Origin of the sequence: Prodigiosinella confusarubida, from assembly GCF_002847015.1 — a bacterium.
GTDB lineage: Bacteria > Pseudomonadota > Gammaproteobacteria > Enterobacterales > Enterobacteriaceae > Prodigiosinella > Prodigiosinella aquatilis.
This window is the reverse complement of record NZ_CP025085.1, coordinates 2322620-2340122: the sequence shown is the minus strand read 5'-3', so window position 1 is coordinate 2340122 and position 17503 is coordinate 2322620. Positions and strand designations below refer to the sequence as shown.

The following is a 17503-nucleotide window of genomic DNA, read 5'->3' as shown; positions in this document are numbered from 1 at the left end:
TATTGAATAAAAATGTCCCAAACGGCGTGTGTGTCTGATGGCGATGTATGCCCGGAATGTCCGGGCATACACAGGCATAACACCGGGTCTGACAACTATTCCGCTTTCACCCCATATTCCGCTTTCACTCCACCGCCCAACGCGTTATACAACGTCACCAAATTATCCAGCCGGGTTTGCTCGGTACTGATCAAAGACTTCCTGGCGGTATAAAGCGTTCGCTGGGCGTCCAGCGCATTGAGGTAAGTATCCACCCCTTCCCGATAACGATCGTTAGCTAACTGATAACTACGTTGCGCCGAAGCGACATATGCCCGTTGTGCCGCGAGCTGTTCATCTATCGTTCCCTTACGTGCCAACGCATTCGCCACATCCTTGAAAGCTGATTGAATTGTCTTCTCGTAGCTGGCGATATAACCTTTTTTCTCGGCTTCGGCATAACGCAGCGAAGACAGATTCGAACCACCATCAAAAATCGGCAAGCTGATGCTGGGCGCAAACGACCAGACATGGGCGCCACCACTGAACAATGACGATAACTCACCACTACTTAATCCATTACTGGCAGTCAGGCTAATACTGGGGAAAAACGCTGCTCGTGCCGCCCCAATACTGGCATTAGCCGATTTCAGGGTATGTTCGGCCGCTAACACATCAGGACGCTGAAACAAAACATCGGAAGAAATTCCCGCCGCCACTGGTTTGATAGCCGTAGCCAGAGAAGCGAGATTCTGCGGTAACAGTGTCTCCGGTACAGGCTGTCCGACCAGCAGAACAAGTGCATTTTTATCCTGGGCGACACTGGTCATGTAACTGGCAACATCCGAACGTGCCTGCTGATAAGTAGTTTCCGCCTCCGCTACATCCACCCCTGAGGCCACGCCGTTACGTTGACGGCTACTGGTTACCTCCATCGACTTCCGGGCACTGATTACCGTCTCCTGCGCTAATGCCAGATTGCTGAGATCGGTAGCCAACGCGATATAGGCAGACGCAGTATCAGCAATCAGCGTCAGCCAGGTACTTTTGGCCGTTTCTGTCTCAGAAAGATACGCTTCCAGCTTTTCGCCGGTCAGACTCCGGTTTTTACCAAACAAGTCCAATTCAAACGAACTGACGGACAAATCCGCATTATAACTACTGCTCAGCTCGGTGGTAGAGTTTGAGCCAGAGGTCAACGAGCGACTGCGCGTACCATCCACCCCGGCTGTAAGCGAGGGGTACTGTTCCGCTCTTTGGATGCCATATTGCGCCCGAGCCGCTTCGATATCCGCCAAGGCCTTGCGTAAATCACGGTTGCTGGTCAACGCCATTTCAATGACCCGCTGCAAATTGGTATTCACCATGACATTCCGCCAGGGTATATCACTGGCGTTAAGAGCCGCCGGTGATGCTGCCGGATAGGACTGCCCCTTTGGCCAGTTAGCTACCACCGGTAACGCCGGGCGCTGGTAGTGCGGATCCAGAGAAACGCATCCAGACAGCATCAGGGCACTGCTCAGTAACCAGAATTCATATCGCATTTACGCGTCTCCCTGTTTATCATCCGTCGTTACAACTTTCCCGGCACGACGGGGGAATACGCGTCTGACCAGAACAAAGAACATCGGCACCATAAAGATGGCCAATGCTGTCGCCGTCAATGTACCGCCGACAATACCACTGCCGATGGACACCCGACTATTGGCACCCGCGCCAGTAGCAATGGCCAACGGGAAAACCCCGGCAATAAACGCCAGAGACGTCATTAATACAGGCCGCAAGCGGGTTCGTGCGCCTTCCAGCGCCGCCTCATATAACGTGGCCCCTCGTTGATAGGCCGCTTCGGCGAACTCCACAATCAGGATGGCATTTTTTGCCGAAAGGCCGATGGTCGTCAGTAGCGCAACCTGGAAATAGACATCATTTTCCAGCCCACGGAAGGTCGCGGCCAACACAGCGCCCACTATGCCGAGCGGGATAACCAGTATGACTGAGAAAGGAATACTCCAGCTTTCATACAGCGCCGCCAGACAAAGGAATACCACCAGAATGGAGATGCTATACAGCGATACTGCCTGGCCGCTGGCCAACCGTTCCTGGTAAGACAAGCTGCTCCACGAATATGTGGTGCCCGTCGGCAAGGCTTTCGCCAACACCTGCATTTCATCCATCGCTTCACCAGAACTGACACCAGAAGCACCGCCTCCCTGAATCTCATACGAGGCAAGTCCGTTATACCGTGACAGACTTTCCGGCCCATAAGTCCAGTGGGTAGTGGCGAAGGACGAGAATGGCGTCATCACATCTCCACTGCCACGCACGAACCATTTGTACAGATCATCCGGTTTACTGCGGGCATCTTCTTCGCCCTGCATGTATACTTTTTTCACTCTCCCGCGATCAATAAAGTCATTAATGTAAGTTCCACCCCAGGCACTGCTCAGCGTGGACGTCACATCACTTATTGATAGTCCTAACGCTTCAGCCTTCGCGGTATCAATATCCACTTTCAACTGCGGCATCTGCGCCAGATCATTGGGGCGAACCGCCGAAAGTTTGGGATCTTTGGCCGCCGACGCCAGTAGCATGTTACGCAACTGCAGCAACTTGTCGCGATCGGTCGTACCGCTAGCCTGCAATTCAAAAGTAAAACCATTAGATTGCCCCAGCCCGTCCACCGCAGGCGGTGTCAAGGCAAAGACTTTAGCGTCGCGGATACTGGAGAATGCGCCCATCGCGCGCTTGGCTATTGCGTCGGCACTGTTTTTCGTTCCAGGACGTTGAGACCAATCGTTCAACGCTACGAATGCCATACCCGCGTTCTGGCCGCTCCCGCTGAAACCAAAGCCGGTAATAACAAAGATGGCCTTGGTATTTTTTTTCTCTTGAGTAAGAAAATAGTGCTCAATCACTTTACCTACTTTGTCCGTGCGGTTTGCGGTCGCCCCTGCCGGCAAGGTGAATTGCACCATCACGCTGCCCTGATCCTCCGTCGGCAGAAAGCCGCCCGGCAAACGTGCAAACAATACTCCCAGCACTATCAGTATCACACCGTACAGTGCCAGATAACGCCACGGACCGCGCAGTATCCGGGAAACGCGTTCGATGTAAGATGACTGCAAGCGTCCATACCGCTGGTTAAAGGCGGCAAAAAATCCTCGAGGTGCGGCTATATGCACCACCGGTTTTAACATTGTGGCACACAATGCTGGCGTCAATATCAAGGCCACCAGTACCGACAGCAGCATGGAAGAAACAATCGTGATGGAGAACTGACGGTAAATCACGCCGGTAGAACCACCAAAAAAAGCCATCGGCAAAAAGACCGCGCTCAGCACCAACGCCACGCCCACCAGTGCACCGGAAATCTCTCGCATGGACTCTTCCGCCGCCGCAACGGGAGACAATCCTTTATCCCGCATCAAACGCTCGACGTTCTCCACCACTATAATGGCATCATCCACCAGCAAACCTATTGCCAGCACCATGCCAAACAACGTCAGGGTGTTGATGGAATAACCAAACACCGACAACACGCCAAATGTCCCCAACAACACGACCGGAACCGCAATCGCCGGAATCAGCGTCGCCCGCAAGTTTTGCAGGAAGACAAACATGACGATCACTACCAGAAGAATCGCTTCAAACAGGGTTTTCACCACCTCTTCGATGGAAATTTTGATAAAGTCGGTGCTATCTCGGGGATAGGCAACTTTATAGCCCTGTGGCATGCTACCTTCGAGCTCAGCCACCTTCGCTTTTACCAGCTCCGAGGTACTCAGGGCATTGGCTCCCGGTGCCAGCATGACGGCAATCCCGGCAGCGGGATGTCCATTCAACCGTGTGGTATTACTGTAATCTTCACTTCCCAACTCAACGCGCGCTACATCACCTAACCGCACAATGGAGCCGTCAGACTCACTTTTCACCACAATATTCCGAAATTGCTGTGGTGTTCTCAGCCGCGACTGTGCGACTACCGTTGCCGTTAATTGCTGTTCACTGCTGGAAGGCCGGGCACCGATTTTACCGGCAGACACCTGTGTATTTTGTGCTTCAATCGCCGATGAAATATCGGAAGGCATCAGACTATAAGCCGCCAGACGAGCCGGATTCAGCCAGATGCGCATGGCATATTGCGAACCGAAGACCTGCACACTCCCCACACCACTCACTCGCGCAAGAGGATCCTCCAGGTTACTGGCCAAATAGTCGGCGATATCCGATGAAGTGCTTTTATCTGTCGTATCATATAATGCGGTGATTAACAGAAAGCTACTCTGTGATTTGGTGACGGTTACCCCTTGTTCTTGCACTTCGGTCGGTAAGCGGCTTTCTGCCTGCTGAACCTTATTCTGCACCTGTACCTGCGCGATATCCGGATCGGTACCTTGCTTAAAGGTAACCGTGATCTTCACTTCGCCATCAGAACTGCTGGAAGAAGAAAAATAGAGCAGGCCGTCCAGCCCGGTCAGTTGCTGTTCTATAACCTGTGTCACGCTGTTTTCCAGCGTTTGTGCCGAAGCCCCTGTGTAAGTAGCCTTGATGGCGATGGATGGCGGAGCAACATCAGGATACTGGGCTACCGGCAGTGTTTGAATGGCCAGCGCCCCACCCAACATAATGACAATGGCAATCACCCAGGCAAATATCGGCCGGTGAATAAAAAAGCGAGAAAACATACTTAACGATTCCCTGTATTATTGGCTGTCGGTGAGGGTTGTTGAGCAGTCGAACCGTCTTCTACTGGTTGTACTGTATCGCCGGGCGCTACCTTATCGGTACCTTCAATAATCAACCGGTCACCGGCCTTCAGTCCGGAAGTGACTAGCCATTGGTTACCAATAGCCTGCCCGGTAACCACCTGACGCTGTTCGACCTGTTGTTTATCATTCACTACCAGTGCCGTCGCGTTGCCTTTCACATCCCGGGTGATGCCCTGCTGTGGCGCCAGAACCGCTGTGGGATCAACACCATCTTCCACCGATGCGCGGACGAACATTCCAGGTAACAGGGTTTCCTGTGGATTGGGAAATTCAGCCCGCACCGTTACGGTGCCACTGGATTCATCCACTGACAACTCTGCCAGTTTCAGGATCCCTTTCTGCGCATAGGGTTTATTATTTTCCAATGTCAGTGTTACCGGCGTCTGCGCATTCTTCTGCTGTTCTCTCATTGCCAGTCGCTGACTACTGGACTGGGTTAAGTCAACAAAAATAGGATCGAGCTGGCGAATAGTAGCCAGTGAGGTAGTCTGATCTGCCGTTACCAGCGCCCCTGGAGTCACCGAAGAGATACCGATACGCCCACTGATCGGGGCCTTGATTTTGGTATAAGCCAGATTAATCCGTGCAGTTTCCAGTGATGCTTTTTTTTCCGCTACCGTGGCCACGTCTTCCTCGTAGCTGGCTTGTGCATCATCAGCATCCTGTCGGGAAACGCCATCTTCCTTCACCAGCCGGGCATAACGTTCGGCTTTCAATTTGGCCGAACGCACCGTAGCCTCTGCGTTTTTCAACGCCGCCACGGCTTGATCATAAGACGCTTGATAACTGGCGGGGTCGATCTGATACAGCACTTGTCCGGCTTTCACTTCACTGCCTTCGGTAAACAGCCGTTTCTGGATAATTCCGTCCACCTGCGGCCGGACATCAGACACCATTGCTGCCGTGACTCGTCCGGTCAATTCGCTGCTCAGCACGACTGACTGGGTTTTCAACGTTTTGACCACCACCGTTACCGGAGCATGGTCAACTTTTGGGCTGGTAGCACTATCACAACCCACCAGAGAAAAGACCATCAATAAAAGAAATGTTTTACTTCGCATGAAATGATGCCTTAGAATTTAGAATGAGCATTCATTCTCAATATAAAGAAATTTGAGTAAGTCGTCCGATAACGTTCTGTAATGTCCTGTAAGTATAACTGTCGACAGTAGAAGGTAATGTGCAACCAATACAGACGAAAGGTGACAAAGCTCAGACCCGACGCGATCAGATTATCTCCGCTGCCATAACCTGTTTTCGCCGCTCTGGTTTTCATGGGGCTGGCATGGCGGAAATCGCCAGACATGCAGAGTTAAGTGTAGGCCAGATTTACCGCTATTTTACCAAAAAAGACGCCATTATTGAGGAGATCGTCCGGCGTATCGTCGATAAAAAAATTCAGCTACTGATGCTGATGCTGGAAGAAAAAGATCCGCATTCACTCATGGCACATGCGCTGACAACACAGTCATTAAATGATGATCTGATACATGACGACGACAAGGCATTAACGCTGGAGGTGACCGCGGAAGCAACACGGAATCCCCGCGTCTCAGATATTCTGCAAGAAGCCGATGCCAAACTTTTCCATCAGGCAGTTACCTTGCTGCAACGACGCTACCCTCAATGTTCACCCGAAAGCATTGCGGCACGAGTAGAATTTATGGCGGTGCTATCAGAGGGAACTACTTTTAGATCGGTACTCCCGCAAAAAGCACCGATCGCTACGCTAACGCAGCTCTATCAACATATCTTCCAGTTAACTTTTCCCGAAGACAATTATTCATGAATAACATCAAGAAGCCCTCCCGGCTTGGCTATGCCATCGTGCTGGGAATGCTGGCCGCACTAGGGCCACTGTGTACCGATCTGTATCTCCCCGCGTTACCCCAGTTAACAACAGAACTGGCAACGTCTGCCTCCCGCGCCCAGCTCAGCCTGACTGCCGGTTTGCTAGGACTCGGTGCTGGCCAACTCATCTTTGGTCCACTCAGTGATACCTTGGGTAGGATGCGCCCATTACTGATCTCGTTGGCACTTTTTCTGGTGACCTCGATATGGTGCGCACTGGCACAGGATGTCAACCAGTTGATCGTCGCACGTCTCCTCCAGGGGCTCGCAGGCGCGGGAGGCGCCGTACTCTCCCGTGCGGTGGCGCGCGATCTTTATACCGGGCATGAATTGACCCGCTTTTTCGCCCTGCTGATGCTGGTTAATGGCGTCGCACCGATTCTCGCCCCTGTGTTGGGTGGAGCACTGTTGAGTCTGACCGACTGGCGCGGCATTTTTATCGCGTTAGCCGTTATCGCCATCCTGCTGCTGGTACTTTCCGCGCTACGCTTAAGTGAAACACTGCCGCCAGCACGTCGGGTCACCGGGGGAGTCAACGTATTGCTATCCTCACTGGGCAGTTTGCTCAAAGAACGTGAATTCATGGGATTATGCCTGACACAAGGGTTGTCTGGCGCCGGACTGTTTGCCTATATCGGGGCATCCCCGTTTGTGCTACAGGATATTTATCACCTCAGCCCACAGATGTTCAGTTTGTGCTTTGCCATTAATGGCGTGGGCCTGATTGCTGCCGGCCAGTTTTCTGCCGCACTCAGCCTACATTGGGGAGAAACCCGGGTGCTGAAACTGGGGCTAAGCATTGCCGTTGTTTCGACAGCTATCCTGTTGATTGCCGGTTATCTGCACGCCCCGTTACTGTGGGTATTGGTGCCGCTGTTTTTCGCTGTCATTGTCATCGGATTGATTGGTCCATGCGCTTCAGCCCTGGCGATGCAAGGTCAGGGAAACAAAGCAGGTAGTGCTTCGGCCTTGATTGGCCTTAGCATGTTTGCGCTGGGTGCCGTCAGCGTACCGTTGACCGGGCTGACAGGAACATCCGCCTTCTCAATGGCGCTGGTTATGATGCTGTGTTACGTACTGGCGATCATGACCTATGTTGTGCTAGTCCCAAAATCCAAAAGAAAATAACCAGAATACTGATTTAATGAATAGCCGGGAAAGCAACATCCTGGCTATTTTTTTATAGAATTATATTCCCTGATGTGACACACAATTACCTTACAAATAGAACGCTTACTGATAAAAATATTTCCTTCCCAACAATCATTAATATCGTTATCTATACCCAATAAATGCCGAGTTGCAGGAAGATGCAAATGAAAGCATCCCGATAAACTTACTAAGGTAAGTGATTCGGATGACTGGGTGCCACCAACGCACCTGCAACCTGAGAGATGACGGGTATATCTTTTAACCCTAAACGGGCGGCACCAATCGCACCATTAAAAGCGGATGACGACGCTTTTAAAAAACGGACGGTTTCAAAAGGTAATGGTTTCCTGATATAGCGTTGGATGTGCTGAATCAGCATATCCAACGGGAATGCGGTCATATCAATTACCCCACCCCCCAGAACCACGGCATCAGGATCAAACAGATTAATTCCCGTCGCAATCGCTTTTGCACCATCGTCAATGAACTGGATAATATCGTCATCGTCTTGCGCGTGAATAAAAAGATCCGATAGCGCATATTCTCTTGATTCTTTTTCATACCATCGCCGTAATGCCACACCTGAACAGATCGTCTCAAGACATCCTGCATTACCACAACCGCAATGTCGGCTATTATTGCCATAAGGAATATGCCCAAGCTCACCAGCGACGCCATGGGCACCAGTAAAAGGCATACCATTCATCCAGATAGAAAAACCAAATCCGGTTCCCAGATAGCACCCTAATACCAACTTGTTAACCAAATTGAATTCATTGACATCATAAAACAGCTGCAAATTGACATCACGCTCAAACAATACCGGGCATCGCAATACATTCTCCAGCCTCTCAGCCAGTCCTTCGATATCATTTTTATGGCAAGGAAGATTCGGCGTTGATATAACCGTTTTTTTATCTTTTCCTACCAACGCCGGAAGGCCCATAACAATGGCAGAAATAGGGCTTCGGGCACCTACATAAGTGTGAATAAAATTTGCTATGCCATCCACCAACCCCGCCAGAATAACGTTATCTGTTTTTTCCCGTGAGGTGACCAATACTTCATTTTTCAATGACAGTATGCATATTCGTATATGCGTTGCGCCCATATCCACGCCAACGACAACCGGCTGTTTGTCATTCATGCTACACCTCGCGTTGCGCCGCCTGAATCTGGCTTTTCATTACTTCCCAGGCATTTTCAATATGCGGCGAGTGGTTGAATAACCCGGAGGTACCCACAATAAACACATCGGCACCAGCATCTATTAGCTTCTTATAGGTATATTGATTGCACGAACCATCCACTTCAATTTCATAGGCAAGATTATTTTTTGTTCTGTAATGTTTTAATTCCGCAATCTTATCCAGCATTTCCGGGATAAAGTTCTGACCGGCAAACCCTGGATCGACCGTCATGACCGTAATTTTATCCGCTTTATGCAAATAATAATGCATTGCTGCGATAGTGGTTTCCGGGTTCAGAATCAAACCAACACGCATATTAAGCGATCTGACTTTATCTATGAGACGAAATGCCTGGCCAGATAAGGTTTCCGGATGCAATGTGATGAATCCGGCGCCCGCTTTAGCCAACGGTTCAATATAATCTTGTGGATTCATCACCATCAGATGACAATCCAATGGCTTACTGGCTATTTTCTTTACTTGCTGTACAAAAAATGGCGACAATGTCAAATTCGGTACAAAATGACCATCCATAATATCAATATGGAAATAATCAGCATGACTATCAATGAATTCTATCTGCTCTTTAAATTTAGACAGATCCATACACATTAATGAAGGGGAAATTTTCATCTTCTATTCCTATTTACTAATCAGTCGATCGAGTGCCACTGCCGCAATAATCAAACCGCCCATGACCACTAATTGATAATATGTCTGTACCTGGAGAATATTGAGCCCATTATTGATAGTACCTATAATCAACCCGCCAATAACGACCGAAAAAACGCGCCCTTTTCCGCCAAAGAAACTGGTTCCGCCGATAATCGCACTGGCGATGGCATAAGTCTCAAATCCCATACCAGCCAATGGCTCTGCCGCACCAAGCCGTGCCGTTGATACGACGCCCGCCAGACCGGCGCATATTCCAGAGATAACAAAAACGATCAGCACATGAAACTTGACATCTATTCCTGAGAAAAATGCCGAATTTTTATTTCCTCCCAAAGCATAAATGTTTCTACCAAGCCGGGTATGTGCGGTAATGAACCATAGAATAATCGCCACAACCAGTGAGAAAATAACCGGCATCGGAATACCTAATAACGATTTAGCAAAGAAATTAACAAAACCGAAAGAAAAACCATAAACGGAATTAGCATCAGAGATAACCAATGTCATCCCTCTGAATATGGCGTTAGTTCCCAGCGTAATAATAAAAGGATGCAGTCTGGTCCAATTGACCAAAAGACCATTAATCGCCCCCAAACCGCCCCCGACGATGACACCGCCAATCAACGCCGCCAGGAAGGGATCGAATCCAGCCAGCATTAGCTTGGCCGTAACCATACCTGATAAAGCGAGAATCGCGCCAACGGATAAGTCGATACCTGCAATAAGGATGGCAAAAAATTCCCCCATGCCGATTAAAACGGTAACGGAACTCTGTACAAATATCTGGCTGATATTACTCGTCGTTAAAAAATACTCGCTTGAAATACCACCAAAAATCGCAACGATAATGGCCAATATAAAAAACGTGCCATACTTTTCCCAAAAGCGAGGGAAATTAAATGTTGATTCTGACATTGACATAATCCTCAATCATTTGGCAGAGCCCATTTCATAATATCTTGCTCCGAGAGCCCATCTTCATTAACCAATATATTGGCAAGCGTCCCTTCACAAAATATGGCTATACGGTCACAAACAGACATAATCTCTGGCAATTCGGAAGAAACCATTAATATTGTTTTCCCCTGTAAGGTAAGTTCGCGCATAACTTTATAAATTTCCGCTTTGGCACCGACATCAATACCCCGTGTCGGTTCATCAAAAATCATTACCTGCGGATCGCAACACAACCATTTTGAGATAAGGACTTTCTGCTGATTACCGCCCGATAACTCAGTAATATTCTGGTCCACAGAACGGCACTTTAACGACAATAATTTTCTTTGCTCTTCGGCTATGCGTTTCTCATCATGACGGTTAACCGAACCTATTGCGCCTTTATATCCACCCTCTTTCAGGCTTTTACTGATTGCCATATTCTGTTCAATTGAGAAATTGTCAAAAAAACCATTCTCTCTTCGACTTTCGGTGATATATCCCATGCCTTTCTTTAACGCATCAAGTGGCGAGCGAGGCGTTATCTCCACACCGTTCAGTAAAACCTGACCAGAGCTGATAGGCTCCGCACCAAAAATGCAATTCATAAACTCGGTACGTCCCGAACCTACCAATCCGGCGAATCCCAAAATTTCACCTTTCTTTACTTGAAAAGAGATATTCCTCACACGTCGTTTATCTTTACTGGTAATATCCCTGACTTCGAAAATAACCGGCTCGTTTACCGTACCCGTTTTTTCTTTTATCGCAGTAAATTTATTCTGAAGCTCTCTTCCTACCATCAGCCTGACAATATCGTCATTACTGACATCGCTAATTTCCCCTGAACACACGCTACTTCCATCTTTCAGCACCGTGAAACGGTCACAAATTTTTCTGGTTTCATTCAGCTTATGGGAAATATAAATGATACTTTTCCCTTCCTGTTTTAATCGTTTTATTAAAATAAAAAGATACTCAACTTCTTTACTGGTCAAGGATGAAGTCGGTTCATCCATAATAATAACTTTGGCATCCAGCATCAGGGTTTTGGCAATTTCCAACATCTGTTTATGGCTGATTGACAAATTCCCAACTTTCTCAAACAGATCGACCTTTAGCCCTACCCGGAGCAACATCATTGCGGCACGTTTTTTCATCTCTTGCCAATGAACAACATTGATGCCACAAAAACGTTTTACCGGTAATTTTCCAATAAATAGATTTTCCATCACCGTCAGTTCATCAATGACACTTAACTCTTGATAAATAATCCCTATTCCGAGTTTTGCCGCCAGTTTATGGTCTATCTTTCCATACTCATTACCGTCAATAAATATATGACCACTATCCGGTTCATATCCCCCTGACAGTATTTTCATGAGAGTTGATTTCCCGGCGCCATTTTCACCTAATAGCGCATGTATTTCTCCTGAGTTAATCGCTATATTGACAGAACTTAATGCATGGACTGGACCAAAAGACTTACCGATCCCTTCCATCTTAATATATGGAATGGTCATATAACTCCCCGGATTAGTGATTTAAGACGGCAAGTTCTTTTACCGTCTCCAGGTACGATTATTTTGTCACTAATACTGAATCAACCATTTCGACTTTAGGTGCCTGACCCAAAGGAATCTGTTTGCCCGACTTCACAGCGTCAACCAATAACTTCAGGCCCGATGCACCAATATCAGCAGGGTTTTGGGCAACCGTTGCAGTTAATGTGCCTTCACTTATCATTTTACGGGCTTCCGGTATGCCATCCGTTCCCACGACAATAACCTTGCCGGTCTTGCCAGCATTCGCTACAGCCTGTGCTACACCCATGGCCATGGTGTCGTTAGCACAATAAAATGCCTTCAGGTTCGGGTGCCGTTGTAATACGTTGGTGGCAACATCAAGGGCTTTAATTCGATCCCAATCCGCAGGTTGGCTGGCAACAAGTTTAATCGCGGGATCGGCCTTAAAAGCTATCATTGCTCCGGTTCTTCTGGCATCGCCGGAAACATTACCTGCTTTACCTTCAATAATGGCGACATCACCCCCTTGAGTGCCTAGTCGACTTATAATGAATTTTGCTCCTTTCTCACCGACAGCCTGATTATCTGTAGTGATAAATGCCGATACATTACCGTGAGCTTTCGCCAGATTATTAAGATTTATCTTTTCATCCAAATTAACCAAACGAATACCCTTCTGATACGCTTTGGATACCGGAATCACCAGATTAGATGCAGACAACGGCGCGAAAGCGATACCTTTATAGTTTTTATTTACCAGATCTTCGAATAACTGCATCTGTGCCTGAAAATCACCTTCAGAAGCGGAAGCAAATATGTCCACCGTGACACCAAGGTCTTTGGCTTCTTTCTCTATTCCGCCTTTCATTTCAACCCAGTAAGGATTTGATAACGTTTTAAGAATGACGGCATAATCGGCAGCGTGAGCCATGGCAGAAAAACATAATCCCAATAGTGCGGCACCCGTCGTTTTCAATAGCGTATTCATTACTCTTTCTCCGTGAGATATACCCGTCATCTTTCAAGTTACAGAGGCGTTGCCTTGCCTCGCTAACCCTTGTCACTTATCAGCGTAAGTTTTCAGGAATTAACTCGGTTGCTACCTTTCTGCATTTTGATATCTATTTGGGCATAGTTATGAATGCTAAAGCTTTAGATAACTCGCAATAGCACTGGTTTTCTCCAGATTTTTACTGGAAGTCTCAATATCCAGCCGTGCTACTGAAACAAAAAATGCATCTAACAAAGTTAACTGCAAAATACGTGCAGAGGCATTTCTCCCTAACAGGGGTGTCTCAGGTGCAGGCGAACAAATATTAAAATCAGCCAATTTGGCAATGGGGGAATTGGCGCTATGTGTGATGCAAATTATTTTTGCATCATTATTCTTGGCGATAGAGACCGCTTTCATCAAATCACTGGTGCGCCCAGAATGTGATACCACTAATACAACATCCGTTGGTTTAAGCATCGACGCCGACATCATCATGATGTGAGCATCCTGATAAGCATTACAGCGCACACCAATGCGTAAAAACTTATGCTGTATATCAGCGCATATCGAATTGGAACCGCCTACGCCATATAACTCTCGCTGATTTGCGCTATAAAATAGTCTGGCAGCCTGGTATATCTCTTCCGGGTTAACGATAGTTTGTCCTTCGGCAATCGTTCGCAGCGTCAGATTAAACACTTTGTTAATTGCATCTTCCGGGCTATCCGTCAGTGACAGCTCCGCAGATGAGTCATGTGCCGCATGCTCAAAATATTCGACAATGGCGCTTCTTAGCTGCCTGAAACCACTGAACCCAAGAATTTTCGATACCTTGACTATCATCGCTTCTGACACATTCAACGCATTGGCGACGTCTTTAATCGCTGTACTGTCACCGACATTACCCGTCGCCAGAAACCATTCGGCGATCCGGCTTTCATTCGCCGTCATGCCTTCCTGCTTCATACGAATATAAGGCGCAATGCTTATACCCCTGGGGATCGTTTTCTCTGATTCAGTTTCGCTCATTGTTATTACCTGGTTTATCCATATCCCGGTAATAATAACACCATATCTGATAGTAAAAATATGCAACAAACTTCACAAATATTGTTTTTTTATAAATTAATAAAATTCATGAAAAGATATCGCTCAATGGAGCCAATCGCACCATTACAGATGAGATAAATTATTATTTTTTATTAAAATCAATAATATGTTGATTATTTCAGCAAACAGCCACGATGAATCATTCGTTATCTATCATCATATCAAACTGATTATCATCATATGAATGCTCAGAAAATCAGTTGTGAACATGGGTTTCAATCCTATAAACTTCACAAAATTAATTTATTTGTGAAAATAAATCGATAAGCCACTCTCGGTCAGCACAGACCCACTGGCTGGCCTATAACTCACCTCTGATACAGCAGGAACTGACACTTATGAAGATGGCAATCGGCAGTGACCACGTTGGTTTTGACATGAAAAGTGGCATCATTCAGTACCTATCATCCCAGGGTATTGAGGTTATTGATGTGGGAACAAACTCCAGTACGAGAACGGATTATCCGATTTATGCACGTAAAGTTGCAGAATCCATCATTGCAGGTGAAGTCGAGCTGGGCATTCTCATCTGTGGAACGGGAATCGGTATCTCGATTGCGGCTAACAAAATGACCGGTATCCGTGCGGTTGCCTGTAGCGAACCCTATTCAGCCAAACTGTCACGCGAACATAACAACACCAATATATTGGCTATGGGCGCACGGGTTATTGGTTCAGAGATGGCAAAAATGATTATTGATCAGTGGCTCAGTGCCCGTTTTGAGGGCGGACGACATCAGGAACGGATCGATCAGATCAGCGCGATAGAGCATTCGCAGCACATGAAGGGATAAACAAACAGACGGCCCCCGGTTCTAAAATAAGAACCGGGCGTCTTTAAACATTAATTCATACTTTCCGGGAACAGGAAAGGATTGATACTACTGCGCGCAAAACCTTCCTCTTCCATTTTGACATCCAGTACCAACGAAGCCAGATCGTCTGCGACGGCTTCGACGCGATGATCCTTTTCCTGGTACAGGATTTTCAGATAAGTACCACAGTCACCACAACTTTCAGCCTTAATCGCCGACTGCTCGTTATCCAGCGACCAATAGTTGAGATCGCCGGATTGCTCACAGTTACTGCATTTCACACGCACCATGTGCCATTCCGTTTCACACAGATTACAGTGCAAATAACGCAGACCGCTGGTGGTACCTAACTGCACCACGCCGGAAACCGGCATGCTGCCACACACGGGGCAAAACTGACGATGTTCACCCTGTTCGGCCCGAGCCTTACCCGGCATCTGACTTGCCATCTGCGCCCAGTAAAGAGAGAGCGCAGCCCAGATAAAGGGGGCTTTGTCATTACTTTCCGCCGTAAATTCATGATTGAATAATGCTGAAGCCATGGCTTCCCATTCCTGCACTGGCATTTTTTCCAGATTTTCCAGCGTCGATAACACCTGACCGCTGGCGTCTGGTTTCAGCGTTTCAATCAGTGCCTGCAACAAAGTATGCCAATGGGTATTGCGGGGGAAAGTCGCAATATCCAGCGGTGGGCGACCGGCTGCTTTTTGCAGAATGTCGGTTAAATCCATTTGCAACGGATGGTCATGCAGTACGGTCTGCTGGGCGTCAACTACCGTAGCGGCAAAATGCAGGTAGTCGCTTAGCGGGTTGTTTTCCGCCAGTTGGCGCAACCGCTCGACGCGACTGCTATACAGACTTTTCAGATTGGCAAAAAGCAGCGGTGGGATTGCGCCCACCGTAGATGATTGTTCATTACCGGTTAACTGTTCCTGAGGAACAATACGAATACTCATCAGGGTTTATTTTCCTGTTGTTTACGTTGAATTTCACGATACCAGCGTGGGTGATGTTTCTTCGCCCAGGATGTCGATACCCAGCCTTCAACCATCGCCGTAATGGTTCCCTTGACCCATAACGCCGCATAAATGTGAACCATAATGACCAGGATCAACACGACCGCTGAAACTGAGTGAACCAGCAAGGCCAGGCGAATAGCCGGAATCGGGAAAGCGCCGGCAAAATAGGGACGCCAGATAACGACACCACTCGCCAACAGCAACAACAGACTGGAAATAGCCAGCCAGAACACGCATTTCTGGCCGAAATTATATCTACCTGTGTCGCCAACTTCCTGATTTCCAGCAACCTTATGGATATTTTTAGCCCATTCGATGTCGTCACGCTGAATCAGGTTATGCTTCCAGTAACGGAAAAACATCAACAGAAACGCCGCAAACATCACCACACCAATAAACGGGTGCAGAACCCGTGCCAGCTGTGGCGTACCCAGAATGTTCATCAGCCAGTTTAGTGATGGAAAGAAAAATCCCAACCCACTGAGTGCGGCAAACACAAAACAGAAAGCCACAATCCAATGATTGATGCGCTCAGACGCACTGTAACGCTGAATCCGATTACTCTTTTTCATGCTGTTTGTCCTCGCGCTTCTGCTTCTGCTCATCCGTCTCTGATTCGTCCTCTTCTACCCGGTTGGGACCGACACCGACATAGTGGAATACACTGGCAGCGAAGGTCGCAGCAAAACCAATCGCCGCCAGAGGTTTCCAGACACCCTTCCAGAAAGTGACTGCCGGACTAATGCTTGGATTGTCAGGCAGACCATGATAAAGCGGCGGACGATCAGCGTGATGCAACACGTACATCACATGTGTGCCGCCGACACCTGCGGGGTCGTACAATCCGGCGTTTTTATAGCCACGACTCGTCAAGTCTATCACGCGCTCCGCCGCCAACACCTTCATCTCTGCCTTGGTGCCAAAATGAATCGCCCCCGTAGGACAGGTTTTCACACAGGCGGGTTCCTGACCGACATCCACCCGATCCACACACAGTGTGCATTTGTATACCCGGTTATCATCCTTATTCATTCTCGGCACATCGAACGGGCATCCCGCGATGCAGTAACCACAACCAATACAGTGTTCCGACTGAAAATCCACAATACCATTGGCATACTGGATAATGGCACCTTCCGACGGACAGGCTTTCAGGCAGCCAGGGTCAGCACAGTGCATACAGCCATCTTTACGAATCAACCATTCGAGTTTACCGTTTTCCTCAACCTCGGAAAACCGCATAACCGTCCAGGATTTGGCGCTCAAATCAGTGGGATTGTCGTACACACCAACGTTGTGCCCCACCTCATCACGAATATCGTTCCATTCCGAGCAAGCCACCTGACAAGCCTTACAACCGATGCAGGTCGTAACGTCGATCAATTTGGCGACTTCCTCTTTATGATCGCGTACCTGTGGCGGCGGTGTCAGTGAGTTGGTCGCGGAGCGACGGATAATATCTTGCGATTGCATTGCCATAGTATTTC

At 48.1% G+C, this 17503-nt stretch carries 15 protein-coding genes; 3 read left to right on the top strand and 12 right to left on the bottom strand.

The features are described from left to right. Nucleotides 1-95: 95 nt before the first annotated feature. Genes CWC46_RS10775 through CWC46_RS10765 form a run of 3 tightly spaced genes read right to left on the bottom strand, consistent with a single transcriptional unit; the run spans nucleotide 96 to nucleotide 5809 of the window. Nucleotides 96-1523 carry an efflux transporter outer membrane subunit gene (locus tag CWC46_RS10775; RefSeq protein ID WP_021016577.1) on the bottom strand — a complete coding sequence of 476 codons (1428 nt, stop codon included), beginning with the start codon at nucleotides 1521-1523 and terminating at the stop codon, nucleotides 96-98. After that, nucleotides 1524-4664, bottom strand: a complete 3141-nt coding sequence (locus CWC46_RS10770) for an efflux RND transporter permease subunit (protein ID WP_021016578.1) — start codon at nucleotides 4662-4664, stop codon at nucleotides 1524-1526. Nucleotides 4665-4666: 2 nt separating this feature from the next. Continuing rightward, a complete protein-coding gene (locus tag CWC46_RS10765; protein ID WP_021016579.1) occupies nucleotides 4667-5809 on the bottom strand; it encodes an efflux RND transporter periplasmic adaptor subunit in 1143 nt (380 codons plus the stop codon). 119 nt (nucleotides 5810-5928) lie between these two features. Here CWC46_RS10765 and CWC46_RS10760 point away from each other — a divergent pair, with 119 nt between their 5' ends. Together CWC46_RS10760 and CWC46_RS10755 are read left to right on the top strand one after the other, a co-directional pair. Beyond that, nucleotides 5929-6537, top strand: coding sequence for a TetR/AcrR family transcriptional regulator (locus tag CWC46_RS10760; RefSeq protein WP_021016580.1), 609 nt, complete (start codon nucleotides 5929-5931; stop codon nucleotides 6535-6537). Further along, complete coding sequence (locus CWC46_RS10755) at nucleotides 6534-7727, top strand: multidrug effflux MFS transporter (RefSeq protein ID WP_021016581.1); 1194 nt, start codon at nucleotides 6534-6536, stop codon at nucleotides 7725-7727. Before CWC46_RS10760 ends, CWC46_RS10755 begins: the two co-directional genes overlap by 4 nt. A gap of 211 nt (nucleotides 7728-7938) precedes the next feature. Here CWC46_RS10755 and alsK read toward each other — a convergent pair whose 3' ends face one another. From alsK to alsR, 6 genes are all read right to left on the bottom strand, one after another. Continuing rightward, complete coding sequence (gene alsK / locus CWC46_RS10750) at nucleotides 7939-8898, bottom strand: allose kinase (protein ID WP_021016582.1); 960 nt, start codon at nucleotides 8896-8898, stop codon at nucleotides 7939-7941. A gap of 1 nt (nucleotide 8899) precedes the next feature. Further along, nucleotides 8900-9574, bottom strand: coding sequence for a D-allulose 6-phosphate 3-epimerase (gene alsE, locus CWC46_RS10745; protein ID WP_021016583.1), 675 nt, complete (start codon nucleotides 9572-9574; stop codon nucleotides 8900-8902). A gap of 9 nt (nucleotides 9575-9583) precedes the next feature. After that, the gene (alsC, locus tag CWC46_RS10740) at nucleotides 9584-10531 is read right to left on the bottom strand and encodes a D-allose ABC transporter permease (RefSeq protein WP_021016584.1); all 948 of its coding nucleotides are present in this window, start codon (nucleotides 10529-10531) and stop codon (nucleotides 9584-9586) included. Nucleotides 10532-10542: 11 nt separating this feature from the next. Next, nucleotides 10543-12075: a D-allose ABC transporter ATP-binding protein AlsA gene (gene alsA / locus CWC46_RS10735; RefSeq protein WP_021016585.1), complete on the bottom strand. Its 1533-nt coding sequence runs from the start codon at nucleotides 12073-12075 to the stop codon at nucleotides 10543-10545. A 58-nt stretch (nucleotides 12076-12133) separates the two neighbouring features. Further along, nucleotides 12134-13066, bottom strand: coding sequence for a D-allose transporter substrate-binding protein (gene alsB / locus CWC46_RS10730; protein ID WP_021016586.1), 933 nt, complete (start codon nucleotides 13064-13066; stop codon nucleotides 12134-12136). Between the two features lie 156 nt (nucleotides 13067-13222). Further along, entirely contained in the window at nucleotides 13223-14101 is an 879-nt protein-coding gene (gene alsR / locus CWC46_RS10720) for a transcriptional repressor AlsR (RefSeq protein WP_021016587.1), read from the bottom strand. 419 nt (nucleotides 14102-14520) lie between these two features. Here alsR and rpiB point away from each other — a divergent pair, with 419 nt between their 5' ends. Then, nucleotides 14521-14976: a ribose 5-phosphate isomerase B gene (gene rpiB, locus CWC46_RS10715; protein ID WP_021016588.1), complete on the top strand. Its 456-nt coding sequence runs from the start codon at nucleotides 14521-14523 to the stop codon at nucleotides 14974-14976. A gap of 50 nt (nucleotides 14977-15026) precedes the next feature. Here the strand turns inward: rpiB and fdhE are convergent, their stop codons facing one another. The 3 genes from fdhE to fdxH are packed head-to-tail and all read right to left on the bottom strand — an operon-like array spanning nucleotide 15027 to nucleotide 17495. Next, nucleotides 15027-15953, bottom strand: a complete 927-nt coding sequence (fdhE, locus tag CWC46_RS10710) for a formate dehydrogenase accessory protein FdhE (protein WP_021016589.1) — start codon at nucleotides 15951-15953, stop codon at nucleotides 15027-15029. Then, nucleotides 15953-16588: a formate dehydrogenase cytochrome b556 subunit gene (fdoI, locus tag CWC46_RS10705; RefSeq protein ID WP_021016590.1), complete on the bottom strand. Its 636-nt coding sequence runs from the start codon at nucleotides 16586-16588 to the stop codon at nucleotides 15953-15955. Before fdoI ends, fdhE begins: the two co-directional genes overlap by 1 nt. Further along, entirely contained in the window at nucleotides 16575-17495 is a 921-nt protein-coding gene (gene fdxH / locus CWC46_RS10700; protein WP_021016591.1) for a formate dehydrogenase subunit beta, read from the bottom strand. The genes fdoI and fdxH overlap by 14 nt, the downstream gene beginning before the upstream one ends. Nucleotides 17496-17503: the final 8 nt, after the last annotated feature.